Raw genomic sequence first — 22,865 nt, 5'->3', positions numbered from 1 at the left:
CTTCCCCGACATCTTTCATTCTCTCTCCGCCCCCCACCTTGGAATGGAAATGACGAAGCGACAACTATCCTGACATGGAGGGCGCGCCCAGAAAGGTAACCCAAAGATGCGCTCGAACACCAGCTTCCCGGACCTTTGCTCGGGCGCTTCGAGTGGCCAATCCCCCGCGCGACCACTGTCTCCAGCGCCACCGTTACCTATCCCGCGCGGATGCCGTGCCGGCTCATTTCGCCTCGCTGCGCATCGGCTGGTTCTCTGGTCACCCCGACGAAAGTCGGGGGTGACCGGCCAATGGGTCCCGGCTCCCGCCGGAACGACAAGCATTGGGCCAGCCAGCGAAGCGGCAAAGCCCTGGAGCGCGTGCGCCAGGGGAGCCAAGCGCAGCGAGCGACAGATCAAGCTACCGCCGAGCCCGGGTCCCCCGGGCTCCCCCATGGGGGGACCGGCGCGAAGCGCCGTCGGGGGCCCTATTCAGGCCTGCAAGAATTGCATCTGCGTGCCGGCCAGCTCGATCACGTCACCGTTTTTCAGGTGCATCGTGTCGCCGACGAGCGGGTTGCCATTGACGGTGGGGCGCACGGCGCCCTCGACGTGGGCGAAGACGTAGCCGCCCGGGCGCTTCGTGATGGAGGCCACCTGCACACCGGGCTTGCCCACCGTGGTGACGACCTTCGTGAGCGCCACTTCACGGCCTGCCGCGGCGCCGTTGAGCACCTTGATGGAGCCCGGCACCACCGGCTGGCCGAGGCCGCCGAAGTTGGAGTTGGGGGCGCTGGTCTGCGCAAAACCGTGGCTGTAGCTGGGCGGCGGCATGGCCGGCGCACCCTGCTTCATGATCATGGTCTTTTCGTAGTCGGTGCCGTCGTCGACGAGGTACTTGATCTTGTACTTGCCGATCTCGACAGTGTCGTTGTGCGCCAGCAACTGCTTCTTCACGGCCTTGCCGTTGATGTAGGTGCCGTTGGTGCTGTTGAGGTCTTCGATGAAGACGTCGGAGCCCACCATCTGCAGCACGCCGTGTTCCCCGCTTACTGCGAGGTTGTCGATCACGATGTCGTTGTACGGACGGCGGCCGAGGGTCGTCTTGTCCTTCGTGATCTGCACTTCCTTGATCACCACACCGTCGAGCGATACGACCAGCTTGCCCATGCTTAACCTCTAGTTTTGTCTGTAACGCGACCTGCCTCGCAGGCCGGAGTGGTGTCTTGCTGATCAGCGCCGGAACGGCCACCAGGACCGCGAGGCAACGCTCTGCCCCCGCACGCGAACCAGCACCACGGCGATATTATCCTTTCCGCCGGCGTCGTTGGCCGCATCGATCAAGGCGACCCCCGCGGCTTCGGGCGATTCATGCGCCTGCAGCACCTGGGCGATGCTGTCGTCATCGAGCATGTCGGACAAGCCGTCGGAGCACAGCAGGTACATGTCGCCCGGCATCACGTCGTGCAGATGGGTTTCCAGCAGCACGGTGTCTTCCACGCCCACGGCGCGGGTCACGAGGTTCTTGTTGGCCGAGAACGCGGCCTGCTCGGGGGTGATCAGGCCGGCGTCGATCTGCTCCTGGAGCAGCGAGTGGTCATGGGTGATCTGCACGAGGCGGCCGGCACGGAAGCGGTAGCCGCGTGAATCGCCCACGTGGCCCATCAGCAGGCGCCCCTCGCGGAACGCGCCCACCACGAGCGTGGTGCCCATGCCGGCATATTGCGGGTTGGAGTTGGCGGCGTTGAAGATGGCGCGGTTGGCGTTGTCGACACAGATGTCCATGGCCCGGCGCACGTCGCCGTCGGACGCGCTGTCGGACGCCTCGAGCAGCCAGCGGCCCAGTTCGGTCTTGATGAACGAGGTGACCATGCCGCTGGCCACTTCGCCGGCGTTGTAGCCACCCATGCCGTCGGCCAGCACCACGAGAGCCGAAGGCTCATGGATCGCGACGGAATCCTCGTTGTTGTTGCGAGCGCGTCCGGTGTCCGTGGCACTGAAGTATTCGAGCGTCATCGAAGAGGGTGGCGCGGGGAGGTTCATCGGACCTGGGGTGCGGGCAGAGGGGGGAATTGTGCCTTCATTCGGAACGGTTTATTTTCACGGTGGCATCGAAACCGCCGGAATTGGGGGGTAAGACCTCGGTTGGTGCGTTTTCGGCGGCGGTTGGCGCCCCCACGAGGGTCAGCGCGGCGTTCAGGTCGGCGGCCATCTGCCGGCCATCGGCGTACCGGGATTCGGGGCGCTTCTCGAGTGCGTGCGCCACGATGCGAGCCACGGCTTCCGGCACCTCGGGACGCCAGTTGCGCACGTCGGGCGGGGTCTGGTTGGCGATCTCGTACATCAGCACGGCCATCGAGTCCGCCCGGTGCGGCAGGTGGCCGGTGAGCAGTTGGTACAGCATCACGCCCAGCGAGTACAGGTCGCTGCGGCCATCCACCCGCCGGCCTGCCATCTGCTCGGGCGACATGAACGACGGGGTGCCCAGCACCATGCCCGTGCGGGTGCGGCTGGAATCGGCGATGCGGGCGATGCCGAAGTCGGTGACCTTCACCAGGTCGGCGGCCAGGTCGATCATCACGTTCGCAGGCTTGATGTCGCGGTGGACCACGCCCTGGCTGTGGGCATAGGCGAGCGCCTCGGCCACGCGGGCGGCAATGCGCACCACGTCGGCCACCGGGAGCAGGTTCTGGGTGTAGCGCTGCAGGTCCTCGCCCTTGAGGTATTCCATCGCGATGAAGGCGAGGTCCTGATCCTCGCCGGCATCGAAGATGGTGACGATGTCGGGGTGCTGCAGCCGGCCGGCCGTCTCGGCCTCGCGGAAGAAGCGCTGGCGGGCCTCGGTGAGTTCGTCGCCATGGAATTCCTTGCTCAGCGCCATCGTCTTGATGGCGACCGGGCGGCCGATCTTGGGGTCGGTGCCGAGGTACACGGCCCCCATGGCACCACGGCCGATCTCACGTTCGACGCGGTAGCGGCCCAGCGTCTTGCGATCGAGCACGGCGGGGGCCGTGGAGACCGGGGCCGGTGCGGCCCGCTGGGGCGCGGGAACGGGCACCGGGCGCGGGCGAAGTGCCAGCACCCCGAACATCCAGCCGGTGTGGCCCACGCCGAGCGCCACCGCCCCGAGGACACACGGCAGGTCCCAAGGGGCGCGCACCACGGCCGCGAGCAGCAGCAAGGCGATGACCCCACTTGCCGACCCGAAGATGGCGGTGATGGGGGCCAGGCGGGGCAAGGCCCACCGCAGGTAGGCCAGCACCAGCACCACGAACCCGCACGCCAGCCCGATGGCCGGCCCTTGCTGGATCCAGAACAACCTCATGCGCGATCACTCCCCTGGGGCCCTTGGAGGGCCGCCTCATTGACGAAACGGGGAATCGGCTTCAGGTCGATGTCAGGCCGATTCCTCTGCATTGCCCGCCGATTGTCGGGCCACGAGGATCTTGCCCAACGCCAGCACCAACAGGGCTCCGGCGATACCCGCAGCGTACTTGATGGTTTCGGTGGGCACGATCTTCGGGAAGTCGGGCACGACGGCCGGGCTCACGAGCGCCGGGTCGGTGACGAGCATGCTGCCGGCAATCCAGCCGAGGAGCATCCCGCCCGCGGTGATGATGATCGGGAAGCGGTCCATCAGCTTGATGACGAGCTGGCTGCCCCACACGATGATGGGAATGCTGACCAGCAGGCCGAAGATCACGAGCGGCATGGTGTGGCCGCCGCCCACGTTGCCGGCGGCGCCGGCAATCGCGATGACGTTGTCGACGCTCATCACCAGGTCGGCAATGATGACGGTCTTGACCGCGCCCCAGAGCCTGTCGCTGCCCTCGATCTTCGAGTGGTCGTCCTCGGCCTCGGGCACGAGCAGCTTGACGCCGATCCACACAAGCAGCAGCGCGCCGACGATCTTCAGGAACGGGATGGCCAGCAGTTGCAATGCGAAGAAGATCAGCGCCACGCGCATCACGATGGCACCGGCGGTGCCCCACAGGATGCCGCGGGTGCGCAGGTTCGGGGGCAGCTTGCGGCACGCGAGCGCGATGACCACCGCGTTGTCGCCGCCAAGCAGGATGTCGATCATGATGATCTGCCCCACTGCGATCCAGAACGCAGGGGTGATGAACTCCGCCATGGAGATTCCTTCAGAAATTGGGCCGAGCCCGGGAGTTCGGGCAGAACGGGAAGTTTAGGGGCGCGCGGTGACAGGTGGGCTGCGTGGAATTACTCACACCGACGGTGCACGCCGACTGCGCATACCGGCGCCTGAAGCGCACAAGGCCGCCCGGAGGCGGCCTTGTGCGGTGCGGCAGGCGCCGTCAGCGGATCAGAGCAGGCCCTTGAGCAGCTTGCCCATCTCGGACGGGTTGCGCGTGACGGTGAAGCCACACTCTTCCATCACCGCGAGCTTGGCATCCGCCGTGTCGGCGCCACCGGAGATCAGCGCGCCGGCGTGGCCCATGCGCTTGCCCGGAGGGGCGGTGACACCGGCGATGAAGCCGACGATCGGCTTTTTCATGTTGGCCTTGGCCCAACGGGCGGCTTCGGCTTCGTCCGGACCGCCGATTTCGCCGATCATGATGACCGCATCGGTCTCCGGATCGTCGTTGAACAGGCGCATCACGTCGATGTGCTTCAGGCCGTTGATGGGGTCGCCACCGATGCCCACGGCGCTCGACTGGCCAAGGCCGATTTCGGTGAGCTGCGCCACCGCTTCGTACGTCAGCGTGCCCGAACGGCTCACGACGCCGATGCGGCCCTTGCGGTGGATGTGACCCGGCATGATGCCGATCTTGATCTCATCGGGCGTGATGAGACCGGGGCAGTTGGGGCCCAGCAGCAGGGTCTTCTTGCCGCCAGCGGCTTCCTTGGCCTTCATGCGGTTGCGCACTTCCAGCATGTCGCGGACGGGGATGCCTTCGGTGATGCAGATGGCCAGGTCCAGGTCGGCTTCGACGGCTTCCCAGATGGCGGCAGCGGCGCCTGCGGGCGGCACGTAGATCACGCTCACGGTGGCGCCGGTGTTCTTGGCGGCGTCCTTGACGTTCGCGAAGATGGGGATGCCTTCGAAGTCTTCGCCAGCCTTCTTGGGGTTCACGCCAGCGACGAAGGCGGCCTTGCCGTTCGCGTAGTCACGGCACATGCGGGTGTGGAACTGGCCCGTCTTGCCGGTGATGCCCTGGGTGATGACCTTGGTGTCTTTGTTGATCAGGATGCTCATGTTGTTTCCTTGGTGCTCTGTCGGCTTACTTCAGGGCAGCCATGACTTTTTGCGCGGCTTCGGCCATCGAGTCGGCGCTGATGATCGGGAGGCCCGACTCGGCCAGCATCTTCTTGCCGAGTTCCTCGTTCGTGCCCTTCATGCGCACGACGAGCGGCACGTTCAGGTTCACGGCCTTGCACGCGGCGATGACGCCTTCGGCGATGGTGTCGCAGCGCATGATGCCGCCGAAGATGTTGACCAGGATGGCCTTGACCTTCGGGTTGCCAAGCATGATCTTGAAGGCTTCGGTGACCTTCTCGGCCGTGGCGCCACCGCCCACGTCGAGGAAGTTCGCGGGTTCGCCGCCAAACAGCTTGATGGTGTCCATCGTGGCCATGGCCAGGCCGGCGCCGTTGACCAGGCAGCCGATGTTGCCGTCGAGCTGGATGTAGGCCAGGTCGAACTTGCTGGCTTCGATTTCAGCCGGATCTTCTTCGTCGAGGTCGCGGTAGGCGACGATCTCGGGGTGGCGGAACAGCGCGTTGCTGTCGAAGTTGAACTTCGCGTCGAGGGCCTTGATGCCGCCGTTGCCTTCGAGGATCAGCGGGTTGATTTCGGCGAGCGACGAGTCGGTGTCCATGTACACCTGGTACAGCTTCTTGAACACGTCGATGGCTTGCGCCTGCGAGGCGGCCGGCACGCCAATGCCGTTGGCCAGTTCGATGCCTTGCGCATCGGTCAGGCCGGTGGCGGGGTCGACGAACACCTTGATGATCTTCTCGGGCGTGGCGTGGGCCACTTCCTCGATGTCCATGCCACCTTCGCTGCTGGCCATGATGGCGACCTTCTGCGTGTCACGGTCGGTCACGGCAGCGACGTAGTATTCCTTCTTGATGTCGGCGCCTTCTTCGATCAGCAGGCGGCGCACCTTCTGGCCTTCAGGGCCGGTCTGGTGGGTCTTGAGCTGCATGCCGAGGATTTCACCCGACAGCTGCTTCACTTCCTCGATGGAGCGGGCCAGCTTGACACCACCACCCTTGCCACGGCCACCGGCGTGGATCTGGGCCTTCACCACCCAGACCGGGCCGCCCAGCTTCTGTGCGGCATCGAGTGCCTCTTGAACGCTGAACGCGGGATAACCGCGCGGCACGGGCACGCCGGCCTGGCGCAGGATTTCCTTGCCTTGGTATTCATGGATTTTCATCGCTGACTCTCTTGCTCGGGTTCGGGAACGGGTGGGGTGATTGCGCGGCGCAGGACGCCGTCACACGGGCCTCTCGGCACGCCGGACCGGGGCGGGCGCACCTTGCCCTGCGCGGGAGCGCGAGGGGCAATGGGGTGCGCGCACCAGGGGCGCATCGAAAGGCAGGGCCATCGGGATGGGTTCGAAGGTGAGGCCTGCCATCAAGCGAGAGCAAGCACGAATCCACAGGGAAAAGCCTTGGGAATATAGCATCTTGCACTGCACCAATCTGGCGCGAGTGCTGCGTACGTCCCCCGTTGCAACGGGGCTTCCCCGGAAATTTCAGTCGTCGTCAGCACTGCTGCCGCCCTGCACGACGCGGCGGATCACCTCGGGTGAAAAGCCCCGCCCGCCCAGGAAACGCATCTGGCGGGCGCGGTCCGCCGCGTCGGCCGGTGGCTCCCCGAACTTGCGGCGCCACACGTCGCGCGCACGTGCGAACTCCGAATCTTTCAGTGACCGGGCTTCTTCGGCCGACAGGGTCACGCCGTGCTGGGCCAGTTCCTGGCGGATGCGCAGGTTGCCGTAGCGAGAGGCGCGCGCGTGAACCCGGCTTTCGACAAACCGTTCTTCACTGAGGTATCGGTGGGCTTGCAACCAGTCGAGGATGGCGTCGACGGTGTCTTCGGGGGAAGTGGCGGGCGTGTCGGAAGGCGGAGGCTCAGCCTGGCCTGCGCCGGGCAAATCGAACCCGGGACGGTGGAGATCCCGGCTTTCGCCGGGATGACAAGCTGCGGGATGACAAGCTGCGGCCGCCTCGGCCCGCGCATGGCGCAGCAGCTTCTGGCGCAGCTCGGAGCGGCTGTGTTCGCGCTGGGCGAGGTATTGGAGGCCTCGGCCCTTGAGGGACAGCTTGGGTTTCACGGGGATGGTGAGGGACCGGCCGGCGATGGCATGGGGCGGGGGTGGGGTCCGGCCTCGGCTTTCACCCTCGGCTGCCCGGAACAAGTGCCTTGTCACCCCGACGGAAGTCGGGGCCCACCGGGTTCGGGCGCTGCGGCGCTTCGGGCCCGGTGGGTCCCGGCCTTCGCCGGGATGACGGCCGGGGATGGCGGCAGGGATGGCGGCCGGTATCGCAGCCGGGATGGCGCCACCGGCCAACGATCACTCCTCGGCGGGGGCGTCCTTCGGGGCGGCCTTGGCTTTCGATGCCTTGGCCGGCTTGGCCTCGGGTTCAGGGGCCTGCTGCACCGGCAGCAGCGGGATGCCCATGGCTTCGCGCACCTTGTTTTCGATCTCGACGGCGAGGTCGGGGTTTTCTTTCAGGAACTCGCGGGCGTTGTCCTTGCCTTGGCCGATCTTCTCGCCGTTGTAGGCGTACCAGGAACCGGATTTTTCGAGGACCTTGGCTTCGACACCCATGTCGATGACCTCACCTTCGCGGCTGATGCCCTGGCCGTAGAGGATGTCGAATTCGGCGGTCTTGAACGGGGGCGACACCTTGTTCTTGACGACCTTGACCTTGGTTTCGTTGCCGATGACCTCTTCGCCCTTCTTGATGGAGCCGATGCGACGGATGTCGAGGCGCACCGAGGCGTAGAACTTCAGCGCGTTGCCACCCGTGGTGGTTTCGGGTGAACCGAACATCACACCGATCTTCATGCGGATCTGGTTGATGAAGATGACCATGGTGTTGGTCTTCTTGATGGTGCCGGTGAGCTTGCGCAGGGCCTGGCTCATCAGGCGGGCCTGCAGGCCGGGCAGTGAATCGCCCATTTCGCCTTCGATTTCGGCTTTGGGGGTGAGTGCGGCCACCGAGTCGACGACGACCAGGTCGACCGAGGCGGAGCGCACCAGGGCATCGACGATTTCGAGGGCCTGTTCGCCGGTGTCGGGCTGGCTGATCAGCAGCTCTTGCAGGTTCACGCCGAGTTTCTGGGCGTATTGCACGTCGAGGGCGTGTTCGGCGTCGATGAACGCGCAGGTGCCGCCGAGCTTCTGCATTTCGGCGATGACCTGCAGCGTGAGCGTGGTCTTGCCGCTGGATTCCGGGCCGTAGATTTCGACGACACGGCCGCGCGGCAAGCCGCCCACGCCCAGTGCGGCATCGAGGCCGAGGGAGCCGGTGGAGACCACGTCGATGTCGTCGATGACCTCGCCTTCACCGAGGCGCATGATGGTGCCCTTGCCAAACTGCTTCTCGATCTGCGCGAGCGCAGCCTGCAGGGCCTTGGCCTTTTCGGTGTTGAGGGTGGCGGGTTTGACGGCAGCGTCCATTGGGCGATCTCCAGAAAGGTTGTTCGAGATTATCTACAAGGCTGGTTATTTGTACAGTCTTTTCGACAGCCCCTAAATGGCCCCATCCGAGGGGTAGCCCCGAAGCCGGTGTCACGACGGCGTGCGAAACTCATCGCATTCCCCCCGACCGGACCCTCGACCGTGCCATGCGTATCCTGATAGCCGAAGACGACCAGGTCTTGGCGGACGGCTTGTTGCGCTCGCTGCGCAACGGCGGTTATGCCGTCGACCACGTCGCCAGCGGCAGCGAGGCCGATGCCGCCCTCGCCTCCCATGAGTTCGACCTGCTGATCCTCGACCTGGGCCTGCCGAAGCTGCACGGCCTGGAAGTGCTGCGCAAGCTGCGGGGCCGCGGCAGCAGCGTGCCGGTGCTGATCCTGACCGCGGGCGACAGCGTCGAGCAGCGCGTGAAAGGCCTCGACCTGGGCGCAGACGACTACATGGCCAAGCCGTTCTCGCTGCAGGAACTCGAGGCCCGCGTGCGTGCCCTCACGCGCCGCGGCCTGGGCACGGCCTCGCACGTGCTGAAACACGGCCCGTTGAGTTTCGACACCACGGGACGGGTGGCCTACTTCAACGACCAGATGATCGAGCTGTCGGCCCGCGAGTTGAGCCTGCTGGAAGTGCTGCTGCAGCGCGCCGGCCGCCTCGTCAGCAAGGACCAACTGGTCGAGCGCCTGTGCGAATGGGGCGAAGAGGTGAGCAACAACGCCATCGAGGTCTACATCCACCGGCTGCGCAAGAAGATCGAGCACGGCCCGGTCCGCATCGCCACCGTCCGGGGGCTGGGCTACTGCCTGGAAAAGATTGCGGCTTGACATCTTCCGCTGGCGCCGCCTGACGCGCCGGGCCGAAGGTGTTGCGCCTCCGGCCGGCGAGGCCGCCTTTCCCCGCGAACAGCGTTCGCTGTTCGGCGAGATCCTCGACTGGATGCTCGCCCCGCTGCTGCTGCTGTGGCCCATGAGCGTGGTGCTCACGTGGCTCGTGGCGCAAGGCATCGCCAACAAGCCGTTCGACCGCGAGCTGGGCGACAAGGCCCGCTTGGTGGCCCAGCACCTGAGCGTGCAGGCCCAACCCGGCGGCACCCCGCACACGCTCTTTTCGCTGCCGGCCGAGGCGGCCGAACTGCTGCACGCCGACGAGTCGGACACGCTGTACTACCAGGTGATCTCCCCGGGCGGCGAGTTCATCGGCGGCGACCGCCTGATGCCCGCACCGGCCGACGAGGAAGTGGCCGCGATCGGCTCGATGGTGTTCCGCGACGACGAGATGAACGGCGAACCGGTGCGTGTCGCCTACGTCCGCGTGCGGTTGCCCGGCCAGGCAGACGGCGCCCCCCTCGTGCAGGTGGCCGAGACGCTGGGCAAGCGCTCGCGCCTGGCCACCGAGATCATCAAGGGCGTGATGCTGCCGCAGTTCGTCATCCTGCCGGTCGCCGTGCTGCTGGTGTGGCTCGCGCTCGCCCGCGGCATCGCGCCGCTCAACGAGCTGCAGCAGCGCATCCGCCGGCGTGAGAGCCACGACCTGAGCCCCATCGATGAACGCGAGGCGCCCGAGGAGGTGTCGCCGCTCGTGCGCGCCATCAACGACCTGCTGGCCCGCCTGGACCGCAGCATCAGCACGCAAAAGCACTTCCTCGCCGACGCGGCCCACCAGCTCAAGACGCCACTGGCGGGGCTGCGCACGCAGGCCGAACTGGCCCAGCGCGAGATCGACGCCGGCCAGTCGGACCCGCAGACGCTGAAGAAATCGCTGCAGCAGATCGCGCGGTCGAGCCAGCGGGCGGCCCACATGGTGAACCAGCTGCTCGCGATGGCCCGCGCCGAAAACGCGGCCCAGTCGCTCACGCACCCGGCCATCGACATGACCCGGCTCGCCACCGAGGCGGTGCGCGACCTGGTGCCGCGAGCCCTGGAAAAGCGCATCGACCTCGGCTACGAAGGGCCGGAGGCGGTGCGCACGGGCCGCCCCGCGCCCGGCCTGCATGTGCGCGGACAGCCGGTGTTGCTGCGCGAGCTGATCCGCAACCTCGTCGACAACGCGCTGAACTACACACCGTCCGGCGGCACGGTCACGGTGCGGGTGGTGGACGATCCGTTCGGCCAGGTGGTGGTGCTGCAGGTAGAGGACTCGGGGCCAGGCATTCCGGCCGCCGAACGCGAGAAGGTGTTCCAGCCGTTCTACCGGGCACTGGGCACCAACGTGGACGGCTCGGGCCTCGGGCTCGCCATCGTCGCCGAGATCGCCTCGCAGCATGGTGCCGAGGTGTCGCTCGAAGACGCCAACCTGCGCTCGCGCAACGCGCTGCCCGACGGTGCGCCGGCCGGTCCTGGCGCGCGCTTCACGGTGCGGTTTCCCGCGGTGCCGGCCGACCCGGGCCCCGACGATCCCCCCAAAGGCTGAGCGCCCCATGCGGAATGCGCACAGCCGCATAGACTCGGCCGGACCACCGAGGACCCGCCATGCCCGACGACGCCCGCCCGATCGACCCCGACGCCACCACCATTCGCCACCTCGACCTGGCGCTGCAAGGGGGTGGCTCGCACGGCGCCTTCACATGGGGTGTGCTGGACCGGCTGCTGGAAGACGGCCACATCGAGTTCCAGGGCATCTCGGGCACCAGCGCCGGTGCGATGAACGCGGGGGTGATGGCCACCGGCTACCACCGTGGCGGACGCGAGGGTGCACGCCAGGCGTTGCGGGACTTCTGGATGGACGTGAGCCGGTCGGGGTCCATCTTCGCGCCGTTTTCGGCAAGCAAGGTGAACAACATCACCGACAGCCTGAGCCTCGACATGCTGCCGGGGTACCAGTGGGCGAGCGCGTTCTTCCGGTCGTTCAGCCCGTACGAGTTCAACCCGTTGAACCTGAACCCGCTGCGCGACGTGTTGCACCGGCACGTCGACGAGGACGCGATGCGCGACTGCGCGCTGCACCTGTTCATCACGGCCACCAGCGTCACCACGGGCCAGCCACGCGTGTTCACCGGCAAGGACCTCAGCCTCGATGCCTTGCTCGCGTCGGCGTGCCTGCCGTTCCTGTTCCAGGCCGTGCCCATCGGCAACGATTCGTACTGGGACGGCGGCTACACCGGCAACCCGGCCATCTACCCGCTGATCTACAACACCACGTCGCTCGACATCCTGCTCGTGCGCATCAACCCGCTCGTGCGCGAACGGGTGCCGCACCGCAGCGAGGAGATCATGGACCGCATCAACGAGATCACGTTCAACGCCAGCCTCGTCTCGGAGCTGCGGGCCATCTCGTTCGTGTCGCGCCTCGTGCGCGAAGGCAAGCTCGACCCCGGGCGCTACAAGGACCTGCGGCTGCACATGGTGTCGGACGACAAGGGCCTGGTGGACTTCGGTGCGAGCTCCAAGCTCAACACCGAGCGCGCGTTCCTGGAGCAACTCTTCGACCTGGGCCGCACCGCGGCCACCCGCTGGCTCAAGAAGCACCGCGACGACATCGGCGTCAGCGCGTCGCTCGACATCGACAAGGAATTCCTGAAGAGCCCGAAGAAGGCCCGCTGATCAGCCGCCCCGCGCCTGGCGCATCCACGTGAGCAGGCTGGCGTCGTCCTCGTCGGCGAGCCCCTGCGCGCAGGCCAGCGCAAACAGCGCCGCCGCCTGCCCACCCAGCGGCACGCCGAACCCCACCGACCGGGCGGCGTCGAGCGCGAGGCCGCTGTCCTTGGCCAGCAGCGCGGTGCGCGCCCGGGCCTGCGTGTCGCCGCGCAGCAGGCGCTTCATGCGCTCGGAGCCGATCCAGTTCTGCCCGCTCGATTGATCGATCACCTCGAGCGTGCGGGCCATGTCGAGCCCGAGCCGCTCGGCCAGCGCCAGCACCTCGGCGGTGCCGGCAAGGTTGATGGTGGCCAGCAGGTTGTTGACGAGTTTGGTGCGGGCGCCGTCACCGGCCCGCTCGCCCACGTACATGACACGGCTGGACAGCACGGACAGCAGCGCCCGGTGGCGCACCTGCACGTCCGCCGCACACGCGAGCATCAGGCTCGTGTGGCCCTCGCGCACGCGGATGGGGCCGCCGGACGTGGGCGCGTCCATCCACTCGAGGCCCAGCGCGTCGAGCCGGGCGGTGAAACGTTCGACGTCGCCGGGCGAGATCGTGGGGCACAGCATCACGAGGCTGCCCGGGGCCAGCGCCGCCGCGGCACCGTGGTGGCCGAACAGCACCGACTCGGTCTGCGGGCCGTCCACCACCGCGACGATCAGCACGTCGCAGGACATCGCCAGCCCCGCCGGGGTGGCACACGCCATGGCCCCGAGCGCCACCGCCCGGGCCTCGGCCTCCGGGTCGATGTCGTGCACCGCCACCGTGAACCCGCACGACCGCAACCGCGCCACCATCGCACCGCCGATGTTGCCGACCCCGACGATGCCCACGCGGGGCGGGCCGAGGGATGAGGGAATGGTGGGGTCGAAGGATGAGGTCATGGGTACCGCGCGAAACAGCTAGCTTTTCATGAAGCGGCGGGACTTGGAGATGGACATGAGGATACCCAGGCTCAAGCCCAGCGTCACCATCGCCGTGCCGCCATAGCTGATGAACGGCAGCGGCACCCCCACCACGGGCAGGATGCCGCTCACCATGCCCATGTTGACGAAGCAGTAGGTGAAGAAGCTCAGCGTGATGGCGCCCGCGAGCAGGCGCGAGAACAGCGACGGGGCGTCGGCTGCGATCATCAGCCCGCGGAAGATCAGGAACGTGAACCCGAGCAGCAGCGCGATGCAGCCGGCGAGGCCGAACTCTTCGGAAAACGCCGCGAAGATGAAGTCGGTGGTGCGTTCGGGAATGAACTCGAGGTGGGTCTGCGTGCCCTTCATGAACCCCTTGCCCTGCACCCCCCCGGACCCGATGGCGATCATGCCCTGGATGATGTGGAAGCCCTTGCCGAGCGGGTCGAGGCTGGGGTCGAGCAGCGTGCAGACGCGGTCCTTCTGGTAGTCCCGCAAGAGCGGCAACCACGATACCCCGGGCTGGCAGATCTGGTCCTCGGACATCACCAGTGCACCGATGCCGATGGCCCCGGCCAGCACCACCGGGATGATCAGCTTCCACGACAGCCCGGCAAAGAACACCACGAACATCCCGGCGGACAGCACGAGGATGGCGGTGCCCAGGTCGGGCTGTTTGGCGATCAGGCCCACGGGCACCAGCAGGATGCCGATGGCCGCCACGAAGTCGAGCGTGCGCAACTGCCCTTCGCGGCGCTGGAACCACCACGCGAGCATCAGCGGCGTGGCGATCTTCAGCATCTCGCTGGGCTGGATCACCATGCCCACGTTGAGCCAGCGCGTGGCGCCCTTTTTCGTGATGCCGAAGAGCGCCACCGCCACGAGCAGCATGACCCCGACGATGTACAGGGGCACCGCCGCCGCCATCAGCCGCTGCGGCGGCACCTGCGCCACGACGAACAGGATGCCGAGGGCGATCAGCATGTTGCGACCGTGGTCGACGAAGCGCGTGCCATGGTCGAACCCGGCCGAGTACATCGTGACGAGGCCGCCGGCCGCGAGCAGCACGATGGCGAGGAACAGCGGGCCGTCGAAGCCGATGAACACCGGCTTCAGCCGCTTCCACACCGAAGGTTTCTCGAACACGGCGTTCATCGGGGAGCTCCGGAGGCGGCGGAAGCGGGGGCGGCCGGTGCCGGCGCGATCACCACGGGAGCGGTAGGCACGACGGGCCCGGTCACCGCCACCGACGGCGCGTTGCCCGGCAACGGGATGGTGGACGCGGCACGGGCCACACCCACCGGCGGGCCGGACTTGCCCTCGCGGGTGAGCGCGATGTCCTCGACGCTCGGATACCTGCCGAGCAGCGCGTAGTCGATCACGCGGCGGGCGATGGGGGCGGCCGCGGTGGCGCCGAAGCCCGCGTTCTCGACGATCACGGCCAGCGCGATGGTGGGCGCCTCGATCGGGGCGAACGCGGTGTACAGCGAGTGGTCGCGGCGGTGTTCCTCGAGCTTCGACGCGTTGTACTTCTCGTTCTGGCGCACGCCCACGGCCTGCGCGGTACCGGTCTTGCCGCCGCTCTGGTAGCCGGCGCCCATGAAGATGCGGGTGGACGTGCCTTCCTGGGTCACGCCATGCATGGCCTTCATCACCACCTCCACGTGTTCGGGCTTGAGTGGCAGCGGCTCCAGCGCGTCGTGCGTGACGTCGCGGCGTTCGCGCGTGACCACATCTTCCACCTGCCGCACCAGGCGGGGTTTGTAGCGTTGCCCGCCGGACACCAGCGTGGACAGCGCGCTCGAGAGCTGCAGCATCGTGAAGTTGTTGTATCCCTGCCCGATGCCGAGCGAGATCGTTTCCCCGGCGTACCACTTCTGCATTTCGGGCTTCTTGTAGGCGCGCCGCTTCCACGCGGTGGACGGCAGCAGCCCGGTCACCTCGCCCTCGAGGTCGATGCCCACCTTGCGGCCGAAGCCGAACGGTTCGAGCTGGTCGTGGATCAGGTCCACGCCCATGTCGTTTGCGAGCGAGTAGTAGTACACGTTGCTCGACTTGACGATGGACCGCGTCATGTCCACCTGGCCCAGGCCACCGTCGCCGTGGCTGCGGAAGGTGTGGTTGCCGAACTGGAACGTGCCGCCGTCGAAGGTGACCTGCGTGGGGGTGCGTTTGCCGCTGGCAAGCGCCGCCATGGCCATGAAGGGCTTGAACGTGGAGCCGGGCGGGTACGTGCCGCGCAGCGCGCGGTTGAGCAGCGGCTTGTCGATGGATTCGTTCAGCTCGCGCCACGAGTCGACGTCGATGCCGTCGACGAACAGGTTCGGGTCGAACGTGGGTTTGCTGACAAACGCGAGGATCTCGCCGGAGCGGGGGTCCATGGCCACCAGCGCGCCGCGCCGGTCGCCGAAGAGTTCCTCCACCATGGCCTGCAGGCGGATGTCGATGGACAGCACCAGCTTGTTGCCCGGCGTGGCCGGGTGGCTCTTCAAGCGGCGCACCGCGCGGCCGCCGGCGCTGGTCTCCACTTCGTCGAAGCCGGTGATGCCGTGCAGGTCGGACTCGTAGCTCTGCTCGATGCCGAGCTTGCCGATGTACTCGGTGCCGCGGTAGTTGTCGAGCTGCTCTTCCGGCCAGTCTTCCATGGCCGTCTTTTCGGTCTGGTTGATGCGGCCGATGTAGCCGATCAGGTGCGCGCCCACCTCGCCGAGCGGGTAGTTGCGGAACAACCGCGCCTTGATGTCGACGCCCGGGAAGCGGAACCGCTGCGCGGTGAACTTGGCCACTTCCTCGTCGGTGAGCCGCGTGCGGATGGGCAGCGACTCGAAGCTCTTGCTTTCGTCGATCAGCCGCTTGAACCGCTTGCGGTCGCGGGCCGTGATGTCGACGAGCGGGGTCAGCGCGTCGATGGTGGCCTCGATGTCGTCCACCTTCGACGGCGTGATCTCGAGCGTGTAGGCCGAGTAGTTGTTGGCCAGCACCACCCCGTTGCGGTCCACGATGAGGCCGCGGTTGGGCACCACCGGCACCACCGCGATGCGGTTGTTCTCGGCCCGCGTGGACAGCTCCTCGTGCCGCACCACCTGCAGCACCACCAGGCGCGTGAGCAGCAGGCCGAACGCAATGAGCACGAAACCCGCAGCGGCGAGCAGCCGCGTGCGGAACCGGCTCAGCTCCTGCTTGATGTTCTTGAGTTCAGTCATGGGGCGGGGCCCCCACGTCGCTCACGCTCCTGCCCCCCGAGGGGGCGCCAACGGTCGCCCGGGAGACCCGGGCTCGCCATGGTCGGGCCCCCACGTCGCTCACGCTCCTGCCCCCCAAGGGGGCGCCAACGGTCGCCCGGGAAACCCGGGCTCGCCATGGTCGGGCCCCCACGTCGCTCACGCTCCTGCCCCCCGAGGGGGCGCCAACGGTCGCCCGGGAAACCCGGGCTCGGTTGTGGCTTGAAGGGGCGCTTCGCTGCGCTGGCTTGGCCATCGATGTCATCCCGGCGAAGGCCGGGATCTCCAACGCGGGCGGGCGCGTGGCAGGACCGGTGGGCCCCGGCGTTCGCCGGGGTGACAAGGGTGGGGGGCCGCGAAAACAGCTGCGGGCTCATGATCAAAGTGGTCGGTTTTTATCGGAGTCGGGCGGGCGCCGTTGCGGGGCGAGCAGCAGCAACGACACCACCGGCCACAACAAGCTTTCGAACACCGGCGCGAGCATCAGTTCCCAGCCCGGGAACATGCCGCCCACCAACATTCTCACGGTCAGCGACACCGCGTGGGCCGCCAGGAACAGCGGCAGGATGTGCAGGGCCTGGGTCAGCAGGTCGAACCACAGCAGGCGGCGGTGGATGGTGATGGCGAAGTAGCTGAGCAGCGTGTAGGCGAGCGCGTGCTGGCCCAGCACGGCGCTGTCGTGCACGTCCATCATCAGCCCGAACACGAAGGCAACCCCCACGCCGACGCGGCGGGGCTGGTGCACGTTCCAGAACACCAGCACCAGCGCCAGCAGGTCGGGCAGCGCCGGGTTGCGGCCGAGCGGCACGAGGTTGAACGCAAAGGCCATCAGCAGCGTGAACCACATGAACAGCGGGTTCACCGGCAGCAGCAGCTGGTCGGCGCCACGGGGCATCATTTGCGGCCCCCTTTCTTCGCGGCAACCACGGGTTTCGGCGGCTCCACTTCCGGCTTGGGCGGCATCTGCACGCCCACGGGTTCCAGCACCAGCACGTGGCGCACGCTGTCGGGCGACGCGAGCGGGACGAGCGAGATGCGCGCGAAACCAGATTCGACCACGCGGTCGATCTGCGTGACCTTGGCCACCGGCACACCGGCCGGGTAGATGCCGTCCACACCGGACGTGGAGAGTTCGTCACCCACCTGCACGTCGGCGTTGCCGGCCATGAAACGCAGTTCGAGGCCCGCGCCGTTGGGGTTGCCGAACGCGGCGCTGCGCGCCTGGGTGCGGTTGTTCAACACGGGGATGGCGGCTTCCTTGTCGGTCAGCAGGGTGACTTCGGCACTGTACGGGTACACCCGGGTCACCTGGCCCAGCACACCGGCCTCGTTGATGACGGGCGACGCCAGTGCCAGCCCGTGGCGGGCGCCGCGGTCGATGATGACCTTGCGCGAGTAGGGATCGGGGGCGTCGTACAGGATCTCGGCGGCCTGCGACCGCACCTTCAGCGCGGGGCGCAGGTCAAGCAGCGCGCGCAGCCGGAGGTTTTCCTGCATCAGCTGGTCCACCCGCGCGGACCGGGCCGCCTGGGCCGACAGCTCCTGGCGTGCCTTCGCTTCCTCTTCGAGCGCGTGTTCGAGCCCGAGGAAGTATTCGGCACCGCCCTGCCAGGCGTCCACCGGCACGCGCAGCACCCGTTCGACGGGGTGCAGCACGGTGGCCATGATGGCCCGCAACGGCTGGGTCAGCTGGAAGCGGGTGTCGGCGACCATCAGGAACAGGGCGAGCGCCGAGAAAAACATCAGGCGCGTGAGCGCCGAGGGCCCTTGCCGGAAGAAGGGCGGAGGGGTCCGGTCGAGCATCCCTAGAGCCATGGGTGAACCCGTGTCGGCAGATCGGTGGTGTCAGCGGGCCGGTTGGGGGCCCGCGCTTGGAAAGGTCACTCGGACGTGAAGATCGAACCCAGGCGTTCCATGCGCTCGAGGGCCATGCCACATCCGCGCACGACACAGGTGAGCGGGTCTTCGGCCACCAGCACCGGCAGGCCGGTTTCCTCGGCGAGCAGGCGGTCCAGGTCGCGGAGCAACGCGCCGCCACCCGTGAGCATCATGCCGCGTTCGGCAATGTCGGCGCCCAGCTCGGGCGGGGTCTGCTCGAGGGCGTTCTTGACGGCCGAGACCATCTGGTTGAGCGGGTCGGTCAGGGCTTCGAGGATTTCGTTGCTGCTGATGGTGAAGCTGCGCGGCACCCCTTCGGAGAGGTTGCGGCCCTTGACTTCCATCTCCTTGACCTCGGAGCCGGGAAACGCGCTGCCGATGTTCTTCTTGATGGCTTCGGCGGTGGGTTCGCCGATCAGCATGCCGTAGTTGCGGCGGATGTAGTTGATGATGGATTCGTCGAACTTGTCGCCGCCGACCCGGATGCTGCCCTTGTAGACCATGCCGCCCAGCGAGATGACACCCACCTCGGTGGTGCCGCCGCCGATGTCGACCACCATGGAGCCACTGGCTTCGGACACCGGCAGGCCGGCGCCGATGGCCGCGGCCATGGGTTCCTCGATCAGGTACACCTCGGAGGCGCCGGCGCCGAGGGCCGATTCACGGATGGCACGGCGTTCGACCTGGGTGGAACCACAGGGCACGCAGATGATGATGCGCGGGCTGGGACGCAGCATCTTCGAGTCGTGGACCATCTTGATGAACTGCTTGAGCATCTGCTCGGTGACGGTGAAGTCGGCGATCACACCGTCCTTCATGGGGCGGATGGCCTCGATGTTGCCCGGCACCTTGCCGAGCATGGCCTTGGCTTCGGCGCCCACCGCCTGGATGGTCTTCTTGCCGTTGGGGCCGCCTTCGTGGCGGATGGCCACGACCGACGGTTCGTCGAGGACGATGCCCTTGCCGCGCACGTAGATCAGCGTGTTGGCGGTGCCCAGGTCAATGGCGAGGTCGGTGGAGAAGTAGCGGCGCAGGGATGCGAACATGGATTTGAGGTGTTGGGTCGTCTGGGCTGTCGGTGCAGGCATCGCGGTCGGCCAGGGGGGACCTGGGGGACCGGACACGGGCTCGGGGGCAGGCTGGGCGACGTGGTTCCGTGGATTGGAGGGCGGGTACCCGCGCCGGCGAATCGAAAATCGCCCGCGTGAGCGCAAAAAGGGTTTCAAGCCCGGCCGAGGGTGAAACGTGTCCCTGGCGGATGGCACTGGGACGGTCGCACGCCCGGAAGGGCTTGTGGATAACCGGGGATAATACTGCATCACCCCTGGTTTTCGCCCCCGCGGAGACCCCTTCCAGAGCGCATTTTCAATGGCATTGACCCCTGACGACGTCGGCCGCATCGCCAAGCTGGCCCGCCTTGAACTCACCGTTTCCGAGCAAGCCGCGATGCTGCAGCAGCTCAACGGCTTCTTCTCCATCGTCGAACGCATGAAGGCGATCGACACCAGCGGCGTCGAACCGCTGTACACGCCGCTGTCCGCCGTGCACGACGTGGCGCTGCGCCTGCGCGACGACGTGGCCACCGAAACCAACCAGCGCGAGCTGAACCAGCGCAGCGCCCCGGCCGTCGAAGACGGTCTTTTCCTCGTGCCGAAGGTCAAGGAATGAACAAGACCCTGCACTCCCTCGGCGTGGCCGGACTGGGCCAGGCGCTCGACGCGGGCACCGTCTCCAGCGTCGAATTGACGAAACATCTGCTCGCACGGGTTGCCGCTCACGAACATCTCGGTGCGTTCCTCGCCACCGACACCGAACATGCGCTGGCCCAGGCCGCCGCGGCCGACGCACGCCGGGCCCAGGGCGAACGCGGGCTGCTGCTCGGCGTGCCGCTGGCCCACAAGGACATCTTCGTCACCACCGCGCTGCCCACCACGGCCGGCTCGAAGATGCTCGCGGGCTACCAGAGCCCGTTCGACGCCACCGTGGTGCGCCAGCTCGCCGAAGCGGGCATGGTGACCCTCGGCAAGCTCAACTGCGACGAGTTCGCGATGGGCTCGGGCAACGAGAACTCGGCCTACGCCCCGGTCAAGAACCCATGGGACGTGACCCGCGTGCCAGGCGGTTCGTCGGGTGGCTCGGCCGCCGCGGTGGCCGCACGCCTGGTGCCGGTGGCCACCGGCACCGACACCGGGGGCTCCATCCGCCAGCCCGCCAGCTTCACTGGCATCACCGGCATCAAGCCCACCTACGGCCGCGTGTCGCGCTACGGCATGATCGCCTTCGCGTCGAGCCTCGACCAGGCCGGCCCCATGGCCCGCAGCGCCGAAGACTGCGCGCTGCTGCTGACGGCGATGAGCGGCTTCGACGAACGCGATGCCACCAGTGCCAACCAGCCCACGGCCGACTACACCGCCGCCCTCACCGCCCCCCGCGAGGGGGCCACGGCCGCGCAGCCGCTCAAGGGCCTGCGCATCGGCCTGCCCACCGAGTTCTTCCCGCAGGCGCTGGCCGCCGACGTGAACGGCGCGGTGCGCGCCGCGCTGGCCGAGTTCGAGAAGCTCGGCGCCATGCTGGTGGACGTGAGCCTGCCGCGCACGGAACTGTCGATCCCGGTGTACTACATCATCGCGCCGGCCGAGGCCTCGTCCAACCTGAGCCGCTTCGACGGCGTGCGTTACGGCCACCGCGCGAAGTCGTACGTGGACCTCGACGACATGTACAAGAAGACACGCGCCGAGGGGTTCGGCGACGAGGTCAAGCGCCGGATCATGATCGGCACCTACGTGCTGAGCCACGGCTACTACGACGCCTACTACCTGCAGGCGCAGAAGCTGCGCCGCATGATCGCCGACGACTTCCAGGCCTGCTTCCGCCAGTGCGACGTGATCGCCGGGCCGGTGGCCCCCACGGTGGCGTGGAAGCTCGGTGACAAGACCGACGACCCCGTCGCCAACTACCTCGCCGACATCTTCACGCTGCCAGCCAGCCTCGCCGGCCTGCCCGGCATGAGCCTGCCCGCCGGCCATGGCGAAGCAGGCCTGCCCGTGGGGCTGCAGCTGATCGGCAACTACTTCCAGGAAGGCACGCTGCTGCACGCGGCCCACGCATTCCAGCAGGCTACCGACTGGCACGCCCGCACCCCGACCGGCTACTGAGCGCATCCATGTCCACACCGTCCAAACTCATCCGGGGCTACGAGGTCGTGATCGGCATCGAGACCCACGCCCAGCTGTCCACCCAGAGCAAGATCTTCAGCGGCTCCACCACGCAGTTCGGCGCCGAACCCAATACGCAGGCGTCCGCGGTGGATCTGGCCCTGCCGGGCACCCTGCCCGTGATGAACCGCGGCGCCGTGGAGCGGGCCATCCGCTTCGGCCTCGCCGTGGGCGCCAAGGTGGCGCCACTGTCGATCTTCGCGCGCAAGAACTACTTCTACCCCGACCTGCCCAAGGGCTACCAGATCAGCCAGTACGAGACCCCCGTGGTGCAGGGCGGCGTGGTCGAGTTCTACGTGGGTGACGTGAAACACAAGGTCAACCTGACCCGCGCCCACCTCGAGGAAGACGCCGGCAAGTCGCTGCACGCCGATTACGTGGGCCAGACCGGCATCGACCTGAACCGCGCCGGCACGCCGCTGCTCGAGATCGTGACCGAGCCCGAGATGCGCTCGGGCCCCGAGGCCGTCGAATACGCACGCACGCTGCATGAGCTGGTGAAGTGGATCGACATCTGCGACGGCAACATGCAGGAAGGCTCGTTCCGCTGCGACGTGAATGTGTCGGTGCGCAAGCCCGGCGCCGACTTCGGCACGCGCCGCGAGATCAAGAACCTGAACAGCTTCAAGTTCATGCAGCAGGCCATCGACTTCGAGGTCAACTACCAGATCGACCTGATCGAGGACGGCGGCACCGTGCAGCAGGCCACCGTGCTGTTCAACCCCGACACGGGCGAGACGCTGGCGATGCGCACGAAGGAAGACGCAGCCGATTACCGCTACTTCCCCGACCCCGACCTGCCGCCGCTCGTGATCGCCGACAGCTGGGTGCAGGCCGTGCGCGCCGCGATGCCCGAATTGCCCCGCAAGATGGCCGAGCGTTTCCAGGCCGACTACGCGCTGCCCGCGTACGACGCCACGGCGATGACGCAGGACAAGGCCACCGCGGCCTACTTCGAGACCGCGGCCAAGGCCAGCGGCCAGGCGAAGCTGGTGGCCAACTGGGTGATGGGCGAGATCTCCCGCCGGCTGAACGCCGAAGGCCTCGCGCTCGACGCGAGCCCGGTCAAGGCCGAGGTGCTGGCGCAGCTGATCGTGCGCATCAACGACGGCACCATCGCGAACAACGGTGCCAAGCAGGTGTTCGACACGCTGTGGACCGAGGGCGGTGACGTGGACGCCATCATCGAGGCCAAGGGCCTCAAGCTGATGCGCGACACGGGCGAACTCGACCGCATCCTCGACGAGGTGCTGGCCGCCAACGCCAAGTCGGTGGAGGAATTCCGCGCCGGCAAGGAGAAGGCGTTCAACGCGCTGATCGGCCAGGCGATGAAGGCCACGAAGGGCAAGGCCGACCCGGCGGCGGTGAATGCGTTGCTGAAGAAGAAACTGGCAGGCTGAGGCCTGCCGGGCC

The 22,865-nt window shown here is 67.4% G+C and carries 20 protein-coding genes; 6 read left to right on the top strand and 14 right to left on the bottom strand.

Features of this window, described 5'->3' with window-relative positions; all coding sequences use genetic code 11:
* Nucleotides 1–471: 471 nt before the first annotated feature.
* From ASC87_RS15055 to recA, 8 genes are all read right to left on the bottom strand, one after another.
* Nucleotides 472–1,149, bottom strand: coding sequence for an FHA domain-containing protein (locus tag ASC87_RS15055; RefSeq protein ID WP_056663316.1), 678 nt, complete (start codon nt 1,147–1,149; stop codon nt 472–474).
* 63 nt (nt 1,150–1,212) lie between these two features.
* Nucleotides 1,213–1,995, bottom strand: a complete 783-nt coding sequence (locus ASC87_RS15050) for a Stp1/IreP family PP2C-type Ser/Thr phosphatase (RefSeq protein ID WP_056663313.1) — start codon at nt 1,993–1,995, stop codon at nt 1,213–1,215.
* Between the two features lie 64 nt (nt 1,996–2,059).
* Nucleotides 2,060–3,304 carry a serine/threonine-protein kinase gene (locus tag ASC87_RS15045; RefSeq protein WP_056663311.1) on the bottom strand — a complete coding sequence of 415 codons (1,245 nt, stop codon included), beginning with the start codon at nt 3,302–3,304 and terminating at the stop codon, nt 2,060–2,062.
* 72 nt (nt 3,305–3,376) lie between these two features.
* Nucleotides 3,377–4,114: a TerC family protein gene (locus ASC87_RS15040; RefSeq protein ID WP_056663308.1), complete on the bottom strand. Its 738-nt coding sequence runs from the start codon at nt 4,112–4,114 to the stop codon at nt 3,377–3,379.
* A gap of 192 nt (nt 4,115–4,306) precedes the next feature.
* Nucleotides 4,307–5,200, bottom strand: coding sequence for a succinate--CoA ligase subunit alpha (sucD, locus tag ASC87_RS15035; protein ID WP_056663305.1), 894 nt, complete (start codon nt 5,198–5,200; stop codon nt 4,307–4,309).
* A gap of 25 nt (nt 5,201–5,225) precedes the next feature.
* Entirely contained in the window at nt 5,226–6,386 is a 1,161-nt protein-coding gene (sucC, locus tag ASC87_RS15030) for an ADP-forming succinate--CoA ligase subunit beta (RefSeq protein WP_056663303.1), read from the bottom strand.
* 321 nt (nt 6,387–6,707) lie between these two features.
* A complete protein-coding gene (locus tag ASC87_RS15025; RefSeq protein WP_369820766.1) occupies nt 6,708–7,289 on the bottom strand; it encodes a regulatory protein RecX in 582 nt (193 codons plus the stop codon).
* A gap of 240 nt (nt 7,290–7,529) precedes the next feature.
* Nucleotides 7,530–8,642: a recombinase RecA gene (recA, locus tag ASC87_RS15020; RefSeq protein ID WP_056663297.1), complete on the bottom strand. Its 1,113-nt coding sequence runs from the start codon at nt 8,640–8,642 to the stop codon at nt 7,530–7,532.
* Between the two features lie 167 nt (nt 8,643–8,809).
* On the opposite strand from recA, the gene ASC87_RS15015 reads away from it, so the two are divergent.
* From ASC87_RS15015 to ASC87_RS15005, 3 genes are all read left to right on the top strand, one after another.
* Nucleotides 8,810–9,481, top strand: coding sequence for a response regulator transcription factor (locus ASC87_RS15015; protein WP_056663294.1), 672 nt, complete (start codon nt 8,810–8,812; stop codon nt 9,479–9,481).
* Between the two features lie 112 nt (nt 9,482–9,593).
* Nucleotides 9,594–11,066, top strand: coding sequence for a sensor histidine kinase (locus tag ASC87_RS15010; RefSeq protein WP_056663363.1), 1,473 nt, complete (start codon nt 9,594–9,596; stop codon nt 11,064–11,066).
* A 59-nt stretch (nt 11,067–11,125) separates the two neighbouring features.
* Nucleotides 11,126–12,196: a patatin-like phospholipase family protein gene (locus tag ASC87_RS15005; RefSeq protein ID WP_056663292.1), complete on the top strand. Its 1,071-nt coding sequence runs from the start codon at nt 11,126–11,128 to the stop codon at nt 12,194–12,196.
* Here ASC87_RS15005 and ASC87_RS15000 read toward each other — a convergent pair whose 3' ends face one another.
* The 6 genes from ASC87_RS15000 to ASC87_RS14975 form a co-directional block, all read right to left on the bottom strand.
* Entirely contained in the window at nt 12,197–13,117 is a 921-nt protein-coding gene (locus ASC87_RS15000) for an NAD(P)-dependent oxidoreductase (protein WP_157604055.1), read from the bottom strand.
* Between the two features lie 18 nt (nt 13,118–13,135).
* Nucleotides 13,136–14,293, bottom strand: a complete 1,158-nt coding sequence (rodA, locus tag ASC87_RS14995; RefSeq protein WP_056663289.1) for a rod shape-determining protein RodA — start codon at nt 14,291–14,293, stop codon at nt 13,136–13,138.
* A complete protein-coding gene (gene mrdA, locus ASC87_RS14990) occupies nt 14,290–16,341 on the bottom strand; it encodes a penicillin-binding protein 2 (protein WP_056663284.1) in 2,052 nt (683 codons plus the stop codon). Before mrdA ends, rodA begins: the two co-directional genes overlap by 4 nt.
* A gap of 397 nt (nt 16,342–16,738) precedes the next feature.
* The gene (gene mreD, locus ASC87_RS14985; RefSeq protein ID WP_056663281.1) at nt 16,739–17,257 is read right to left on the bottom strand and encodes a rod shape-determining protein MreD; all 519 of its coding nucleotides are present in this window, start codon (nt 17,255–17,257) and stop codon (nt 16,739–16,741) included.
* Complete coding sequence (gene mreC, locus ASC87_RS14980) at nt 17,254–18,174, bottom strand: rod shape-determining protein MreC (RefSeq protein ID WP_056663277.1); 921 nt, start codon at nt 18,172–18,174, stop codon at nt 17,254–17,256. Before mreC ends, mreD begins: the two co-directional genes overlap by 4 nt.
* Before the next feature lie 65 nt (nt 18,175–18,239).
* Nucleotides 18,240–19,283 (bottom strand): rod shape-determining protein, encoded by a 1,044-nt coding sequence (locus tag ASC87_RS14975; RefSeq protein ID WP_056663273.1) that lies wholly within the window; start codon nt 19,281–19,283, stop codon nt 18,240–18,242.
* Between the two features lie 322 nt (nt 19,284–19,605).
* Here ASC87_RS14975 and gatC point away from each other — a divergent pair, with 322 nt between their 5' ends.
* From gatC to gatB, 3 genes are read left to right on the top strand one after another with little or no spacing between them, the layout of a single operon-like run.
* A complete protein-coding gene (gene gatC / locus ASC87_RS14970; protein WP_056663270.1) occupies nt 19,606–19,905 on the top strand; it encodes an Asp-tRNA(Asn)/Glu-tRNA(Gln) amidotransferase subunit GatC in 300 nt (99 codons plus the stop codon).
* The gene (gene gatA, locus ASC87_RS14965) at nt 19,902–21,392 is read left to right on the top strand and encodes an Asp-tRNA(Asn)/Glu-tRNA(Gln) amidotransferase subunit GatA (RefSeq protein WP_056663267.1); all 1,491 of its coding nucleotides are present in this window, start codon (nt 19,902–19,904) and stop codon (nt 21,390–21,392) included. The genes gatC and gatA overlap by 4 nt, the downstream gene beginning before the upstream one ends.
* An 8-nt stretch (nt 21,393–21,400) precedes the next feature.
* On the top strand, nt 21,401–22,852 hold the full coding sequence (gatB, locus tag ASC87_RS14960) for an Asp-tRNA(Asn)/Glu-tRNA(Gln) amidotransferase subunit GatB (protein ID WP_056663264.1): 1,452 nt from the start codon (nt 21,401–21,403) through the stop codon (nt 22,850–22,852).
* The last annotated feature ends 13 nt before the right edge of the window (nt 22,853–22,865 follow it).

Source organism: Rhizobacter sp. Root1221 (assembly GCF_001425785.1).
Taxonomy (GTDB): domain Bacteria; phylum Pseudomonadota; class Gammaproteobacteria; order Burkholderiales; family Burkholderiaceae_C; genus Rhizobacter.
The sequence above is the reverse complement of the archived record's forward strand: the minus strand, read 5'-3'. Positions and strand labels throughout refer to the sequence as shown.